Consider the following 15910-nt stretch of genomic DNA (forward strand, 5'->3'; position numbering starts at 1 on the left):
TCCGTTGAACGACCTCATCCTGTTCCTGATCGGCATTCTGCTGACCTTGGGAACCGGCATGTTCGTGGCCGCCGAGTTCACCCTGGTGAACATCGACCGTGCTGACCTCGAAGCACGTCGCGATCGCGGTGAAAAAGGACTCGAGCGCATCATCGGTGCGCTGCGCCAGACCGCCACGCATCTCTCCAGCGCGCAGCTGGGAATCACCCTGACCACGCTGCTCGCCGGCTATACGCTCGAACCGGCGCTGTCATCCTTCATGGCGCCGCTATTCGACCTGATGCACCTGCCCGAGCCCTGGGCGGGCACGATCAGCTCGATTCTCGCGGTCATCGTGGCGACCGTGCTCTCCATGCTCTTCGGCGAGCTGGTGCCCAAGAACTTCGCACTGGCCCGACCGATGGTGGTGGCCAGGATCGTGGTGCCCTTTCAGCTGGTGTTCACCACCATCTTCAAACCAGCGGTCATCCTGCTCAACGACACCAGCAACCTGGTGCTGCACGGCTTCGGCATCGAGCCGCAGGAGGAGCTCTCATCGGCACGCAGCGCCGAGGAGCTCTCGTCACTGGTCAAACGCGCCGCGCTGGCCGGCAGCCTCGACTCGCAGACGGCGACGCTGCTGACCAAGACGCTCGACTTCTCAGAGCTGACGGCCGGTGACGTGATGACCCCGCGGCCGAGCGTGCAGCACGTGGAGGCCGTCGACACCGCGCAGGACGTCATCGATCTGACCCGCAGAACGGGCTTCTCGCGGTTTCCTGTGATCGGTCGCGACGGCGATGACGTGCTCGGCCTCGTACATGTGAAACAGGCCGTGGGTATCGAACGCGACCAGCGCAGTCAGGTGAAGGTCAAAGCGCTCATGGTGCCGATCGCCCGTGTGCCAGAGACGATGTCACTCGACACGCTGTTGGGCGAACTGCGCGGCCGCAGTCTGCAGATGGCCGTCGTGGTCGACGAATACGGCGGCACCGCCGGAGTCGTGACGCTCGAAGACCTGGTCGAAGAGCTGGTGGGCGAGGTGGCGGACGAACACGACCGACTGAGTCTGGGAGCGGTGCGCACTCGCAGCGGCAACTGGCTGCTGCCCGGTCTGCTGCGCGCAGACGAGATGGCCGAACAGGTGCAGGTGAGCTTTCCCGAAGGCAGTGCATATGACACGTTGGGCGGATTCGTGATGGAACGCCTGGGGCGCATCCCACAACCGGGCGACGCCGTCGAAGAGCCCGGAGTCGGCACGTTCGTCGTCACGGTGATGGACGGCCGCCGCGTCGACCGGGTGCGTTTCGCGCCGGCGCCGCTGGTCGAGATCGCCGCTGCGCACGAGCGCGCGCAGGAAGGCGGTGACGCACGATGAATGACTGGGCAGGAATTCTCTGGTTGGTCGTGCTGCTCTTCGGCAATGCCTTCTTCGTCGGCGCGGAGTTCGCCGTCGTGACCGCTCGCCGTTCGCAGATCGAACCGCTGGCCGAGGCAGGCAACCGCCGAGCCAAGACCGCGTTGTGGGCCATGGAGCACGCCACCCTCATGCTGGCGGCGACTCAGCTGGGCATCACCATCTGCTCGCTGCTGATTCTGAACGTCTCAGAGCCGGCCATTCACCACCTGCTCGAGGTGCCGCTCGGCTGGCTCGGGCTCAACGATGCGGTCACGGGCACTGTGGCCTTCGTGATCACGCTGGTGCTGGTGTCGTTCCTGCACGTGGTCTTCGGCGAGATGGTGCCGAAGAACATCGCGTTCTCGGTTCCGGATCGCGCAGTGCTGCTGCTGGCGACGCCGCTGGTCGGCTTCGACAAGATCTTCAAACCGGTGATTTGGGCGCTCAACAAGGGCGCCGACCTGGTGCTGATCGTGTTCGGGGTCAAACCACAGCACGCCGCGAGCACCGCATTCACCCTCGACCAAGTCGCCACGATCGTCGCCGAGTCGACGAAGGAGGGCACGCTCGACGACCGTGCGGGCACGCTCGGCAACACCTTCGAGTTCACCGAGAAGCGTGCGGTGGATGTCGCGGTGCCGACCGCCCAGCTGCGCACCCTGTCGCAGAGCGCGACGCCCGACGACGTCGAGGACGCCGTCGCGGAGGACGGCTTCTCCCGCTTCCTCATCCGCGGGCCGCAGGGTGCGCTCGTCGGCTACGTGCATCTGAAAGACGTGCTCGACCTGCCGGCCGACCGCTACCGTTCGCCGATTCCGGTCGATCGCATCCGGCCGCTGATCACGATCAGCGCTGGCACCGAACTCGAAGACGCACTGACGATCATGCAGCGGCAGGGCGCGCACGTCGCCCGGGTCTCCGACGGCAGCGGCCATGTGACCGGGGTGCTGTTCTTCGAAGACATCATCGAAGTGCTCGTCGGCGAGGTACACGACGGCACCCAGCACGAAACGGCCGAATGACGCCGCAGCGCATCACTCGGTGCGCTGCAGATCCTGTTCGATCTGCTCGAGCGAGCGACCATAGGTCTCGGGCACGACGGTCAGCACGAAGATCAGGCTGAGCACGTTGACGGCGGCGAAGATGAAGAACGTCGTGCCACCGATCGCGTCGAGCAGACTCGGAAAGAGCAGTGCGACGGCGCCGTTGAACACCCACTGCATGCAGATGGCGATGCCGGCGGCGAAGCCACGGATGCGCAGGGGGAACAGCTCGCTCATCATCAGCCAGTAGACCACGGCGACCATCGACTGGATGAAGAAGAGGAAGACCATCATCAGGGCCAGGATCAGCATGCTGCGGGCGAAGCTCGTGGGCAGCAGGAAGGCCAGCCCCAGCAGCAAATGTGCTGAGACGATGCCGCTCAGACCGATGGTGAGCATGCGGCGTCGGGGCAGTCGCGTGAGTGACTTGATGCCGATCAGCACGGCGATCACGGCGATGACCCCGTTGCCGATGGTAGCGACCAGCGAGGCCTGCGTGCCCAGCCCGCTCTCACGCAGAATCGTGGGGGCGAAGTACATCACCGAGTTCACCCCGGAGAGCTGCAGCACGGCGCCGAGGCCGACGCCGATCAGCACGACCCGGCGAATCCATCGAACTCTCAGATCGCGCCATGATGCCTTCGGCTCGTCTTTGACGATCTCGATCGAGGCGGTGATGGCCTTCACCTCTTTGGCCGCCTGCGGCCGCGGGCGCAGCAGCCGGAGCACACGCCAGGCGCGCTTCTGCTGCCCGTTGGCAGCGAGCCAGCGCGGCGACTCGGGCGCGAAGAGCATGCCTGCGAAGAGCAGCACAGGAGGGATCGCGCAGATCATCAGCATGATGCGCCAGGTGCCGTGCGAGTCGCTGACCGCGGCGATGATCGCGTTGAACGTGTAGGCCAGCAGCTGACCGGTCACGATCATCAGCTCGTTCTGCGAGACGAGACGGTCGCGTTTGTCCGGAGGCGCGACCTCGCCGATGAAGATGGGCACGACTGTGGAGGCGCCGCCGACGGCGAGCCCCAGCACGATGCGGAATATCACCATGACCGTCACCGTGGGCGCCAGAGCGGTGCCCACCGACCCGATCACGAAGATCGCGGCGAGCAGCAGCAGCGAGCGGCGTCGGCCGATGCCGTCGGCGAGTCTGCCGCCCACGACGGCGCCGAGAGCGGCGCCGAACACCAGTGACGAGGTGACGATGCCTTCGAGCAGGGGTGTGAGCGCGAGACCGCCCTCGCTCTGCGGCAGCGTGAGGAACGGCAGCGCACCGCTGATGACGCCGGTGTCGTAGCCGAAGCCGATCGCACCCATCGTGGCGATGAAGACGATCAGGCGCACCCTCTTCTCGGGCGAGCCGCCGGGCATCGCGGCGGTTCTGTCGGAGTTTGCCGGCTGAGAGGCGGGCGTTCGCACCGTGGAAGCCGACGAGGGCTCCGAGGGCGAGACATGGTGATCGGATGCGGGAGGAAGATTATCGGGGGACATTGGTGCGTCATTGTACGATCGCCCCCGCTGCGAGGCAATTCGACGGAGCGCTCCGTCGAGCTGCCGGCACATCTTCCTGCGGCGCGCTGATCGCAGGCGGGCGAACTGGCTACACTGGTATGCATGGCTGAAATCTCCCGCGACGAAGTCGCTCATCTCGCGAGCCTCTCTCGCATCGCACTCTCTGAAGCAGAACTCGACGAACTGACGCCGCAGCTCGAGCAGATTCTCGAGGCCGTCGCGTCGGTCAATGAGGTCGCCACTCCCGACGTGCCGGCGACGAGTCACCCGATTCCGCTGACCAACGTCTTTCGCCCCGATGTGGTCGGCGAGACGCTCAGCCCTGACGAAGCCTTGTCCGATGCCCCCGATCGCGACGGCAACTCTTTCCGCGTGCCGTCGATCCTCGGCGCCTGACCCATTCCGGACGAGGCCGCGTCGCGACCCGGCCGAACCCAGCTTTTCGCCGCACGGACGACACCTCAGAACGCATCGTCGCATGTGCGCGCATCACCAGCCCGCAGAGAAACGGATGAAATGACCGACCTGACCAGACTTCCAGCCTCAGAGCTCGCCGCGCAGCTTGCTGCCGGCGAGATCTCTTCCGTCGAGGCGACACAGGCGCACCTGGATCGCATCCAGGGCGTCGACGCAGACGTGCACGCCTTCCTTCACGTCAACACCGAAGAGGCGCTTGCCACCGCGGCCGACGTCGATCGGCGGCGAGCAGCCGGCGAGCAGCTGGGCCAGCTCGCGGGCGTGCCGGTGGCCGTCAAAGACGTGCTCACCACGAAGGGGCAGCCCACCACATCGGGCTCGCGCATTCTCGAGGGCTGGAACCCGCCATACGACGCCACAGCCGTCGAGCACCTTCGTCAGCATGACACCGTGATCATCGGCAAGACCAACATGGACGAGTTCGCCATGGGGTCGACGACAGAGCACTCCGCATACGGACCGACGCACAACCCGTGGTCGCTCGATCGCATCCCCGGAGGGTCGGGCGGCGGCTCGGCTGCGGCCGTGGCCGCGTTCGAGGCTCCGCTGGCGCTCGGCAGCGACACCGGCGGCTCGATCCGCCAGCCTGCCGCACTCACTGGCACCGTGGGTGTGAAGCCCACCTACGGCGGCGTCTCGCGATGGGGAGCGATCGCTCTGGCATCCTCGCTCGACCAGATCGGTCCGGTCGCGCGCAACGTGCTCGACACCGCTCTCATCCACGACGTCATCAAGGGGCACGACCCCAAAGACTCCACCAGCCTTACCACCGAATGGCCTTCGTTCGCCGCAGCCGCACGTCGCGGGCAGACCGGCGAATCGCTCAAGGGCCTGCGGGTGGGCATCATCCGCGAGCTGAATCAGCCCGGCTTCCAGGCCGGCGTGCGCAGCCGCTTCGACGAGACCGTCGCCCTGCTCACCGCACAGGGCGCCGAGGTCGTCGAGGTCTCGGCACCGCACTTCGAGTACGCAGTCTCGGCCTACTACCTCGTGCTGCCGGCCGAGGCCTCGAGCAACCTCGCCAAGTTCGACGGCGTGCGCTACGGTCTGCGCGTGCTGCCCGAGGGCGTCAAGCCCACCGTCGAGAACATGATGGCCGCCACTCGTGAGGCCGGCTTCGGCCCCGAGGTCAAGCGCCGCATCGTGCTCGGCACCTACGCGCTGAGCGCCGGGTACTACGACCAGTTCTACGGCAAGGCGCAGAAGGTGCGCACGCTGATCCAGCGTGACTTCGAAGCGGCCTTCAACGAGGCAGACGTGCTCATCTCGCCGACTTCGCCGACGACCGCCTACCCGCTGGGCGACAAGCTGTCGGATCCACTCGCGATGTACCTCGCCGACATCACCACGATCCCCGCGAACCTCGCAGGCATCCCCGCGATCAGCCAGCCCATCGGGCTCGCCGCCGAAGACGGTCTGCCGGTCGGTCTGCAGACCTTCGCTCCGGCATTCGAAGACGCTCGTCTCTACGAGTTCGCCGGTGCGGTCGAGACGCTGCTCGAGCAGCAGTGGGGCGGCCCGATCATCGATCAGGCTCCGCAGCTGGCAGTGCGTTCAGGAGCCCAGGGCGGCACCGCGACGGATGCCACGGCTCACGATTCAGAAGGAGCGGCACGATGAGCGACGAACTGCTCGACTACGACGAGGCCATCAAACTCTACGAGCCCGTGCTCGGCTTCGAGGTGCACGTCGAACTCAACACCAAGACCAAGATGTTCAGCTGGGCTCCCAACGAGTTCGGCGACGGCGCTAACACCAACGTCACGCCCCTGTGCCTTGGCCTGCCCGGCACGCTGCCGACGGTCAACGAACAGGCCATCACCGACAGCATCCGTCTGGGGCTCGCGCTGGGCTGCAGCATCGCCGAGGTCTGCCGCTTCTCGCGCAAGCAGTATTTCTACCCCGACCTGCCCAAGGCCTACCAGATCTCGCAGTTCGACGAACCCATCGCCTACGAGGGGTCGGTCGAGGTCGAGCTCGAAGACGGCACTGTGGTGCACATTCCGATCGAGCGTGCGCACATGGAAGAAGACGCCGGCAAGCTGACCCATCAGGGCGGCTCGGGGCGCATCCAGGGTGCGACCTCGTCGCTGGTCGACTACAACCGCGCGGGCGTGCCGCTGGTCGAGATCGTGACGATGCCGATCATGGGCACCGAAGAGCGCGCGCCTGAGATCGGCCGCGACTACGTCGCCGCCATCCGGGACATGGTCAAGGCGCTCGGAATCTCTGACGCACGCATGGACCAAGGTTCGATCCGCTGTGACGCGAACGTCAGCATCCGCCCCCGCGGGCAGGAGAAGCTCGGCACTCGCACCGAGACGAAGAACATCAACTCGCTGCGCTCGGTCGAGCGGGCGGTGCGCTACGAGATTCAGCGTCAGGCCGCCGTGCTCAGCGCCGGAGGCACCATCACGCAGGAGACCCGGCACTGGCAGGAGGCCAGCGGCGTCACGATCTCGGGTCGAATCAAGAGCGACGCCGACGACTACCGCTACATGCCCGAGCCCGACCTGCTGCCGGTGGTGACGCCTGCCGAACGGGTCGAAGAGCTGCGCGCCACGCTGCCCGAGCAGCCGGTGATCCGTCGTCGGCGCCTCAAAGAGCAGTGGGGCCTCGGCTCTCGCGAGTTCCAGGACATCATCAACGCCGGTCTGCTCGACCAGGTCGAGGCGACGGTCGAGGCGGGCGCCACTGCGGCATCCGCACGCAAATGGTGGACGGGCGAGATCAGCCGCATCGCCAACGCACTCGAGCAGCAGGTGGCCGACCTGAGCGTCACGCCCGAGGACGTCGCCGAGATCGATGCCCTGATCAACGAGGGCACCCTGACCGACCGCTTGGCGCGCCAGGTGCTGGAGGGCGTGCTGGCCGGCGAGGGCAGCCCCCGCGAGGTCGTGGACAAGCGCGGTCTGGCGGTCGTCTCAGACGACTCGGCGCTCACCACGGCGATCGACGAAGCCCTCGCGGCTCAGCCCGATGTGCTCGCCAAGATCAGAGACGGCAAGGTGCAGGCGGCCGGTGCGATCATCGGGGCGGTCATGAAGGCCATGCACGGCCAGGCAGACGCCAAGCGTGTGCGCGAGCTGATCTTGGAGCGTGCACAGCAGTGACCGAACGCTGGCTGCCGCAGAGCGCCCACCTGATTCCGCAGCAGGCCGAGCTCGTCTTTCGCGGAGTGATCTTCGACACGTATCAGTGGCCGCAGACGCTCTTCGACGGGTCGACGGCCACCTTCGAGATGCTGCGCCGCGCTGACACCGTCGTGGTCATCGGCATCGACGATGACGGCAACGTGATCACCGAGAACGAGCACCAGCCCAACGGCGTGGTGCGCATGGGCGGCGTCGCGGCCGGCGGCGTCGAGCCCGAGGATGCCTCGGTGCTGGATGCGGCCAAGCGGGAGATGCGAGAAGAGACCGGATACGCGTTTCGCAACTGGCGTCTGCTCGAGGTGCGGCAGCCCGAGATGAAGATCGAGTGGTTCGTGCACGTCTTCGTGGCGACCGGGGTGATCGACGTCGTCGAGCAGAACCTCGATGCGGGGGAGCAGATCGAGGTGCAGCTCGAACCGTACGCCGACTACTTCGCGCACACGCCGTATGGGCACCGCAAAGCGTTGTCGCGCTTCGACGGCGTCGACGAACTGCGTGCCTGGGTCGGCGAGGGCGAGCACGTCACCGGCGAGTGAGCGCGGCAGACACCGCGGTAAGATGAGTGGCCGTGCACAGCACGGATCCCGAGAGCAGGAATGAAGGCGAGATGAGCAACGAGACCAAAACCATCCACTGGAACGGCGGCGTGCAGCAGGAGGGGCTTGACATCCTTCTCGGCGACGGCGGCATGATCGTGAGCCCGACCAAGGTCGGCTACATCATCATGACCTCTGACGGCAAAGGGCTCGAGCGCAAGTTCGAGGCCAAGCAGCGCAACCGCAACAAGCCGGGTGTCGTGCTCTGCGGGTCGATGGAGCAGCTGAAGCGTCTCGCACAGCTCACCCCTGAGATCGAGGCCTACTACCAGCAGCACTGGGATGAAGACATCCTGATGGGCTGCATCCTGCCGTGGCGCGAAGACGCTCTCGAGTTCATCCCCGACGAGCACGCTCGTGAGCTGGCACGCGACGTGCGCGGCACCAGTTGCTTCGTCATCCGCTTCGGTACGCCGGGCGAGAACCTCGCGGCCGCGCTGTGGGAGCAGGGCAAGCTCGCCTTCGCCAGCTCGGCGAACCCGTCTGGCAAGGGTAACCGCGGCAAGGTCGACGGCATCGGCGATCGCATTCACGACAGCGCCGACCTCATCATCGAGGCCAACGACTACGTGAAGTCGATTCAGCCGAACGAGACCGAAGAGACCCGCTACGAGCAGGGCGTCATGGTGTCGATGGTCGATGCAGAGGGCAAGATCGTGCCCGAGCAGCATGGCGACCGCTCGATCACCCCCTGCCCGACGCTGATTCGCAAGGGCCTCTACCTGGATCGCATTCTGTCGATTCTCTCGAAGCACTTCAACAGCTGGAACTTCCGTCAGGGCGAATACTACTGATTCGCTGACGCCCAGCCGCCGAAGGCCCGCCGACGAACGTGTCGGCGGGCCTTCTTCGTGCGTGTGGCGTCGGTGGGGAGTCTTCGGACTGTGGCGAGACCCATCCGTCACGCAGCCGCTGCCCGACCGAGGCGTGCGCGCGGTTTACGCGATCGGGCAGCGGCTGGCCCCTGTCAGCGGGCGCGTGACTCGGTGACGGTGAACTTGCGGTTGCGGTCGAGCTGTCGCGTGGGCCCGACGATGCGCTGCAGGTCGGATGCATAGTGCAGGTGCGAGTTGAACACGGTCAGCAGTCGGCCGCCCGGTCGTAGCACTCGTGCGGCCTCTTCGAACATTTCGAGCGCCACGCCGGTATGTACGGCCGCTCCGACGTGGAACGGCGGGTTGCAGGCGACGAGATCGACGCTGTCGTCTTCCATCTCGTTCAGCAGCACGTCGCGGCGCACCTCGATGCGATCTGCGAGACCGTTCGCAGCGGCGGTGAGCCGTGCGGATGCGACGGCGCTGCTCAGCTGGTCGGTCGCGATCACGCGGAGTCGGGCATCGGCTTGGGCGAGAACGGTCGCGATGATGCCGGTTCCGCACCCGAGGTCGACGGCCACCGGTCTCTGGTCGCTCGAGCCGCTCTCGGCCCGCTGCTGCTTGAAGAACCGGACCACCGCATCCTGCGCTGCCTGTGACAGATAGGGCAGCAGCGCGCGTGTGCCGATGTCGAGCGAAGCTCCGGCGAAGGCCCCGGGCACTGCGCATACAGTGATCGATGCGATGCCGTGGCCCGGATCGACCTCGGCTTCCGAGAAGGGCAGTGGGGCGGCGCTCGCCGTGCTGGCACTGTGAGCACTGCGGGCAGTGTCTGCCGTGCTGTCTTCGGCGAGGGGCTCGCTGGCGAGCAGCAGACGCGACTTCTGGTGGGCGAGCGAGGCGTGCACCTGCCCGAAACGCGACTTGAGCACGTCGTTCATGCTCAGCGACATGTGCTTGACCCGCCCGCCGCAGTAGACCTGTACGCCTTCGGCCGGGTGTGCTGCGACGAGGTCGACCAGCAGTCGCAGCTGATCGAGGCTGCGCGGCAGCTGTGCCAGCACGATGCGAGCACCGGCGAACTCCTCGGGATCGAGTGCGACCGTGCGCCATCCATCCGTGAGACCCAGCCGCATCGCGTTGGCCTGGATGGCCTGCTCGGCGACCAGCGCGTCAGTCCACACGCGCACGTCGACTGCACCGAGCATCCGCGCACCCAGCGTCAGAGCGCCGTGCGTGTCACCGAGCACGACCACCTCGCCCGGTGCGCTCGCGGCGATCTGCTCAGCGGCTTCGGCGAGCAGCAGCCGGTCGGTCGCGTCCGAGGCCTGCAGATTGTCGGCTTCGACATCGGGCCAGCGGCGCAGCTGGTCGAACCATTCGGCGGGCAGGGCTGAGGGAGTGGAAGACATGTCTCAAGGGTAGTCGCCGGGGTTGAGCGGTATCGAGGCATGGCAAATGTCGTCTCAGCCCTTCGAGACATGCCAAGTTCCATGTCTGGATGCTGTGGGCGTGTATTTGCCATGTCTGGATGCTGTGGGCGTGCATTTGCCATGTCCCGATGAGGGGGCCAGGGGCCGGGTGATGAGCCGGGGAATATGGAGTGGGTATGAGGTCGTGGAATCAGGAGAGATGTCACGGAGGCCCCGTCGGCTGGCTGGACAGATCAGGGTGCTCACAGCTGGCTGGTAACCTGAGAGGCATTATGCCCACTTCGTCGCACACCACTCAGCCAGCCTCCCGCCCCAACTCGAAAGGTGGGCGAAAGCCCGCCGCGCTGCTGATCGACGACTTGAACCGCCGCCTGCGCCGAGCGCACATCGCCAATGCGATTCTGGCCATCGTGCTCGCGATCGCGCTGGTGGCCGTCGTCGCCCTCGCCTTCAAACAGTCGAACGGGCAGTCTGAGCCGACCGCGACCCAGACGACGCAGGCCGATCGCGCAGCCCGTCACCAGCAGAACGATCCCATGGCGGTCGGAGACATCGACGCACCTGTGACCATCGTCGAGTGGATCGACCTGCGCTGCCCCTTCTGCGCGGCCTACGCGAACCAGACGCTGCCGACGATTCTGCAGAACTATGTCGACACGGGCAAGGTGCGCTATGAGTTTCACGATGTGGCCTTCTTCGGAGATCAGTCGGTCGACGCCGCGGTCGCCGCACGGGCCGCCGGCGAGCAGGGCCGCTACGTCGAGTACCTCGAAGCCCTCTACGCAGCGGCTCCGGAGAGCGGGCACCCAGACATGCCCCGCGACCACCTGATCGCCTTCGCTCAGACGGCCAAGGTGCCAGACATGGATCGATTCACGGCAGACCTCAATCGCGCCGACCTGCGCCAGGCCGTGCAGCAGAGCACCACCGACGCGCAGCAGCAGGGCATCGACGGCGTGCCGGGATTCCTGATCGGAGACAAGAGCGTCTCAGGCGCCCAGCCAGTCGCGGCGTTCAGCAAGATCATCGACCAGCAGCTGCAGGCCGCCGGGCACTGAGGCTTCGCTGCAGCGGGGCGTCAGGCGTGACGCCGCTGCCGGTTCCCCTGCAGCGACGAGTGATGTCTGAGGGTCGCTCTAAGCTCATGACGACGCAGCCTCGCCTGCGCCATGGCCGTCAAGAGTGAGGAAGCGACAAGAATGAACGTGCTGATGCTGGCTCTGCTGGGGCTGATCGCCGTGCTGTGCCTGATCGTCATCGTCCTGCTGTTGCGCGGGGGTCGTGGGGATGCTTCGGCGGTCGACTCGCGTGCGCTCGGCCGCGAGGTGCGTGCGGCCGTGGGCGAGCTCAAACCTGATCTCTACGCCCAGCAGCACGCGCTCGGGCAGCAGCTCGTGCAGAACTCGCAGGTGGTCGAGCAGCGCCTGCAGGCCTTTGAGCATGCTCAGTCGCAGGCAGCTGCTCTGCAGCGTGAGGATGCTGCCCGCGCACGACACGAGATGGGGGCGGCGGTCGATACGCGGCTGGCTTCGTTCGCCGAGCGCATGCAGACGCTGAATGAGACGCTGGCGACAGAGCTCGCGCGTCTGCGGGCCGACAACGAACGCAAGCTCGAACAGATGCGCGCCACCGTCGACGAGAAGCTGCAGGGCACGCTCGAACGGCGCCTGGGCGAGTCGTTCCGACTGGTCAGCGATCGGCTCGAACAGGTGCAGAAAGGCCTCGGCGAGATGCAGACGCTCGCCTCCGATGTCGGCGGCCTGAAGCGCGTGCTGACCAACGTGAAGAATCGCGGCAGCTGGGGAGAGGTACAGCTCGGGCGTCAGCTCGAAGACCTGCTGGCGCCCGATCAGTACGAGAGCAACGTGATCATTCGCCCCGGCAGCACCGAGAACGTCGAATACGCCGTGCGGCTGCCAGGGCGTGACGAGACGTCGGTGGTCTACCTGCCGATCGACTCGAAGTTTCCACAAGAAGACTACGAGCGTCTGCTGCAGGCGCAGGAGGCCGCCGACACCAGCGGCATCGAGGCTGCCGGCCGCAGCCTCGAGAAGGCAGTTCGCCTGCAGGCAAAGACCATTGCGAGCAAGTACATCGATCCGCCGCGCAGCACCGACTTCGCAATCATGTACCTGCCAACTGAGGGTCTCTTCGCCGAAGTGATTCGCCGCCCGGGGCTGGCCAGCGACCTGCAGACGCAGTTCCACGTCATGGTGACCGGGCCGACGACGCTGATGTCGCTGCTCAACAGTCTGCAGCTGGGCTTCAAGACTCTGGCCATCGAACAGCGCACGTCTGAGGTGTGGAAGATCCTGAGTGCTGCGAAGACCGAGTTCGGCAAGTACGGGCAGGTGTGGGAGAAGCTCAGCAAGCAGCTGCAGACGGCCCAGCGCACTGTCGACGAGGCCGGTCGGCGCACGCGTGCGGTCGAGCGCAGGCTGCGTGACGTCGAATCGCTCGATGCCGGCGCACCCGAATCGGCTCAGCTGATGACCGACCTGTTCGAGGCAGACGCGAACCAGGACTGATACTCGAAGGCCGCGCCCGTTCGTGAGAGAGCGCGGCCTTGGGCGGTTCGATATATCTGCGGTCTAAGCGCCGTCTCCCGTGGTCTACGCTTCGTCGCCTGAGGCCTGTGCGGCCTGTGCGCTCGGTGCGCCCTGAGAACCTTCTTCCGTCGCCAGCTGCGATGCCTGCTGCTGTGCGATCTCGGCGCGAACCTCGTTCATGTCGAGCTGGCCGACCTTCTCGATGATCTCGGTGAGCTGAGCGATGTTCATCGCACCGGGCTGAGCGAAGATCGGAATCTGCTCGCGGAAGATCACGAGCGTCGGAATCGAGCTGATCTGGAAGGCCTGCGCCAGCTCCTGCTGGGCGTCGGTGTCGACCTTGCCGAACACGATCTCGGGGTTCTTCTCTGAGACGTTCTCGAAGACGGGCGCGAATGCGCGGCACGGGCCGCACCATGACGCCCAGAAGTCGAGCAGCACGATGTCGTTGCCGGTGATTGTCTCGTTGATGTTCTCGACTGTGATCTCTTGAGTAGCCATCGTCTATGTATATCCGTTCAGTGTGAGTGGGTCAACGGCGAAGCGGGCCAGCGTGCGAGGCGGCACGATTCGATCGCCGGGCAAGACATGGCGACTTCGGCAGCCGTATGCGCCCGCAGAGGGTCTGCTCACCGAAAGATCTTGGCGAACCAGCCTGCGTGCTGCTGCTCTTGCTCATGCCCCGGGCAGCGCTGGTCTTTCGGCACGCCGCGCATGACTTGGTCGACATGCTGGCCGCAGCCGCGCCAGGTGATCTTGCCGCAGGTCTTGCATCGAGTCTGTTGGCACATCGTGGTCTCCTTAGTGTGTGGTCGTCGTCGTGGATGCTCAGGCGAGCATCAGGAAGAGCTTCTCGAGCTCCGCGGTGGTCAGCTTGGCATCGCCGGTTCGGGTGGGGCTCCCTTTGGCAGAGGAAGCGTCACTCGCAACCTCGGTACCAGACGACTCCTCATCGGACAGCTTTGCATCTTCGGACAGACACTCGCGCATTGCAGTCGAGATGATTGCGAAGCCCGCCCGGTCCAGGGCGCTGGTCACAGCCGAGAGCTGCGTCACCACGTCACGGCAGGGAGCCTTGTTCTCGATGGCGTTGATGACACCGTCGAGCTGGCCACGTGCACGGCGCAGCCGGTTGACGATGCGGCGAACAGCCTGAGGGTCGTCACTGATCATGACTGGGTTCCTTTCGATGTGAGCTTCGGGGTCGGCGGGGTGAACGCACCCGGAGTGGTGATGAGCTCTTCGCGGCCCTCGGCGCGCAGGGCCGCGCGCAGCGTCTGCATGCCACCCGAGAGCATCGCCGCATCGAGACCATGCTGCAGCAGCACGCGCGTCGCGATGTGCGAGCGCACGCCGGCGGCACAGAGCGTGCGCACCGCCCGACCTCTGGCAGCGAGCTCGATGTCGGCCAGATGCTCGCGCACCACTGTGTGCGGAACGTTGATCGAGCCGGCAAGGTGTCCGTCGGCGAACTCCTGCGGTGAACGGGTGTCGACGACGAGCGACTCGCGCATCACCGCATCGAGATCAGCCGCATGCCACAGCCGCTGCTGCCCGTTCAACACGTTCTCGCCGACCATGCCTGCCAGGTTGACAGCGTCTTTCACCTGCCCGAACGGGGGAGCGTAGGCCAGATCGAGATCGATCAGGTCGACCATGCGCATCTGCGCGCGAATTGCGGTGGCGAGCACGTCGATGCGGCGGTCGACCCCGTCGGCGCCCACGATCTGCGCACCGAGCACGAGCCCGTCGGGTCGCCTGAAGTGCACGGTCATGTGCATCGCCTGCGCGCCGGGAAAGTAGCCCGCGTGCTGCAGTGGATGCAGATGCACGGTCTCGAAGTCGATCTCGGCATGGCGCAGCGCGTCGGCATTGGCCCCGGTGAACGCGGCCGTGAGCCCGCCGATGCGCAGCACCGCGGTGCCGACCGGCTTCGGCAGCGGATGCGGGTCGCCATCGCGCAGGATGCTGTCGGCCACGAGCCGCCCGGCCCGGTTCGCAGGCCCAGCCAGCGCGACGGGTCGGCGCACACCGGTCACCGCATCCACGCTGGCGGTCGCGTCACCCACCGCCCAGACCGAGGGTGCGCTGGTGCGGCCGGCGGCGTCCACCAGAATCGCGCCGCGCTCGCAGGCGATGCCCGCCCGCTCGAACACCTCGGTGTCGGGTCGCACCCCTGCCGACAGCACGATCAGATCGGCGGGCACATCGGTGCCGTCGCTGAGTGAGACGACGTCGTGATCGACGCCCGTCTGGATGCTCACGGCCGTGGTGCGCTCGCGAACGTCGACGCCGATGCACTCGAGTTCGTCGCGCACGAGCACCGCAAGCTCGGGCTCGAGCGGCGTGAGCACGTGCGACGCCGCCTGCACGAGCGTGGTCTCGAGGCCGGCGCTGGCGAGGTTCTCGGCGGCTTCGATGCCGATGAAGCCGCCGCCGAGCACGACGGCGCGGCGGGCTCCCGAGGTGACCTGCTCGCGCAGCGTGAGGGCGTCATGCACCGAACGCAGCGTGTGCAGTCGCGGCGAGTCGATGCCTTCGATCTGCGGATGCCGCGCGCGCCCGCCTGGCGAGAGGATCAGCGCGTCGTACGACAGCGTCTCGTCACCGTCGTCGGTGCGCACGGTCACCTCGCGAGCGTCGATGTCGACGGCCGTCACCTCGTTGCGCACGCGCACGTCGAGGTTCAGCGCAGCGCGCAGCGATTCTGGGGTCTGGACGAGCAGCTTCGACTCGTCTGCGATCTCGCCGCCGACATAGTAGGGCAGCCCGCAGTTGGCGAACGAGACGTGATCGCCGCGTTCGAGCACGATGATCTCGGCCGATTCGTCGAGTCGTCGGGCGCGTGCGGCGGCGCTCATGCCACCTGCGACGCCTCCCACGATGATGATGCGCATGGTGTTCCCCTCGTTACGTGCGATCTGTGACAGAGACCGTGTCGACGGCTCAGCCGTG

Annotated in this window: 15 protein-coding genes; 9 read left to right on the plus strand and 6 right to left on the minus strand. The window is 66.3% G+C overall.

Features of this window, described 5'->3' with window-relative positions:
* Positions 1 to 4 precede the first annotated feature (4 nt).
* Both F8O08_RS03300 and F8O08_RS03305 read left to right on the plus strand, forming a co-directional pair.
* The gene (locus F8O08_RS03300; protein ID WP_158042526.1) at positions 5 to 1357 is read left to right on the plus strand and encodes a hemolysin family protein; all 1353 of its coding nucleotides are present in this window, start codon (positions 5 to 7) and stop codon (positions 1355 to 1357) included.
* Complete coding sequence (locus F8O08_RS03305; RefSeq protein ID WP_158031052.1) at positions 1354 to 2400, plus strand: hemolysin family protein; 1047 nt, start codon at positions 1354 to 1356, stop codon at positions 2398 to 2400. Before F8O08_RS03300 ends, F8O08_RS03305 begins: the two co-directional genes overlap by 4 nt.
* Positions 2401 to 2412: 12 nt before the next feature.
* Here F8O08_RS03305 and F8O08_RS03310 read toward each other — a convergent pair whose 3' ends face one another.
* Positions 2413 to 3909, minus strand: a complete 1497-nt coding sequence (locus F8O08_RS03310; RefSeq protein ID WP_225733550.1) for a sugar porter family MFS transporter — start codon at positions 3907 to 3909, stop codon at positions 2413 to 2415.
* 123 nt (positions 3910 to 4032) lie between these two features.
* Between F8O08_RS03310 and gatC the strand changes: the two genes are divergently transcribed.
* The 5 genes from gatC to F8O08_RS03335 all read left to right on the plus strand — a co-directional run bounded on the left by gatC (position 4033) and on the right by F8O08_RS03335 (position 8952).
* Positions 4033 to 4326: an Asp-tRNA(Asn)/Glu-tRNA(Gln) amidotransferase subunit GatC gene (gene gatC, locus F8O08_RS03315; RefSeq protein WP_158031053.1), complete on the plus strand. Its 294-nt coding sequence runs from the start codon at positions 4033 to 4035 to the stop codon at positions 4324 to 4326.
* A 120-nt stretch (positions 4327 to 4446) separates the two neighbouring features.
* A complete protein-coding gene (gatA, locus tag F8O08_RS03320) occupies positions 4447 to 6027 on the plus strand; it encodes an Asp-tRNA(Asn)/Glu-tRNA(Gln) amidotransferase subunit GatA (RefSeq protein ID WP_158042528.1) in 1581 nt (526 codons plus the stop codon).
* Positions 6024 to 7520 (plus strand): Asp-tRNA(Asn)/Glu-tRNA(Gln) amidotransferase subunit GatB, encoded by a 1497-nt coding sequence (gatB, locus tag F8O08_RS03325; RefSeq protein ID WP_158042529.1) that lies wholly within the window; start codon positions 6024 to 6026, stop codon positions 7518 to 7520. Before gatA ends, gatB begins: the two co-directional genes overlap by 4 nt.
* Positions 7517 to 8098 (plus strand): NUDIX hydrolase, encoded by a 582-nt coding sequence (locus F8O08_RS03330; RefSeq protein ID WP_158038265.1) that lies wholly within the window; start codon positions 7517 to 7519, stop codon positions 8096 to 8098. The genes gatB and F8O08_RS03330 overlap by 4 nt, the downstream gene beginning before the upstream one ends.
* Positions 8099 to 8169: 71 nt before the next feature.
* The gene (locus tag F8O08_RS03335; RefSeq protein ID WP_158042530.1) at positions 8170 to 8952 is read left to right on the plus strand and encodes an L-threonylcarbamoyladenylate synthase; all 783 of its coding nucleotides are present in this window, start codon (positions 8170 to 8172) and stop codon (positions 8950 to 8952) included.
* Between the two features lie 173 nt (positions 8953 to 9125).
* On the opposite strand, the gene F8O08_RS03340 is transcribed toward F8O08_RS03335, so the two are convergent.
* Positions 9126 to 10385 (minus strand): class I SAM-dependent methyltransferase, encoded by a 1260-nt coding sequence (locus tag F8O08_RS03340; RefSeq protein ID WP_158042531.1) that lies wholly within the window; start codon positions 10383 to 10385, stop codon positions 9126 to 9128.
* A 293-nt stretch (positions 10386 to 10678) separates the two neighbouring features.
* Here F8O08_RS03340 and F8O08_RS03345 point away from each other — a divergent pair, with 293 nt between their 5' ends.
* Together F8O08_RS03345 and F8O08_RS03350 are read left to right on the plus strand one after the other, a co-directional pair.
* The gene (locus F8O08_RS03345) at positions 10679 to 11464 is read left to right on the plus strand and encodes a DsbA family protein (RefSeq protein WP_158042532.1); all 786 of its coding nucleotides are present in this window, start codon (positions 10679 to 10681) and stop codon (positions 11462 to 11464) included.
* 141 nt (positions 11465 to 11605) lie between these two features.
* Positions 11606 to 12934: a DNA recombination protein RmuC gene (locus tag F8O08_RS03350; RefSeq protein ID WP_158042533.1), complete on the plus strand. Its 1329-nt coding sequence runs from the start codon at positions 11606 to 11608 to the stop codon at positions 12932 to 12934.
* Positions 12935 to 13018: 84 nt separating this feature from the next.
* Here F8O08_RS03350 and trxA read toward each other — a convergent pair whose 3' ends face one another.
* The 4 genes from trxA to F8O08_RS03365 all read right to left on the minus strand — a co-directional run bounded on the left by trxA (position 13019) and on the right by F8O08_RS03365 (position 15852).
* On the minus strand, positions 13019 to 13456 hold the full coding sequence (gene trxA / locus F8O08_RS03355) for a thioredoxin (protein WP_158042534.1): 438 nt from the start codon (positions 13454 to 13456) through the stop codon (positions 13019 to 13021).
* 128 nt (positions 13457 to 13584) lie between these two features.
* Positions 13585 to 13746, minus strand: coding sequence for a hypothetical protein (locus F8O08_RS10790; protein ID WP_192497703.1), 162 nt, complete (start codon positions 13744 to 13746; stop codon positions 13585 to 13587).
* A 37-nt stretch (positions 13747 to 13783) separates the two neighbouring features.
* On the minus strand, positions 13784 to 14128 hold the full coding sequence (locus F8O08_RS03360; protein WP_158042535.1) for a metal-sensitive transcriptional regulator: 345 nt from the start codon (positions 14126 to 14128) through the stop codon (positions 13784 to 13786).
* Complete coding sequence (locus F8O08_RS03365) at positions 14125 to 15852, minus strand: FAD-dependent oxidoreductase (RefSeq protein WP_158042536.1); 1728 nt, start codon at positions 15850 to 15852, stop codon at positions 14125 to 14127. The genes F8O08_RS03360 and F8O08_RS03365 overlap by 4 nt, the downstream gene beginning before the upstream one ends.
* Positions 15853 to 15910: the final 58 nt, after the last annotated feature.

Origin of the sequence: Pseudoclavibacter sp. CFCC 13611 (assembly GCF_008831225.1) — a bacterium.
Taxonomy (GTDB): Bacteria; Actinomycetota; Actinomycetes; order Actinomycetales; family Microbacteriaceae; genus Pseudoclavibacter_A.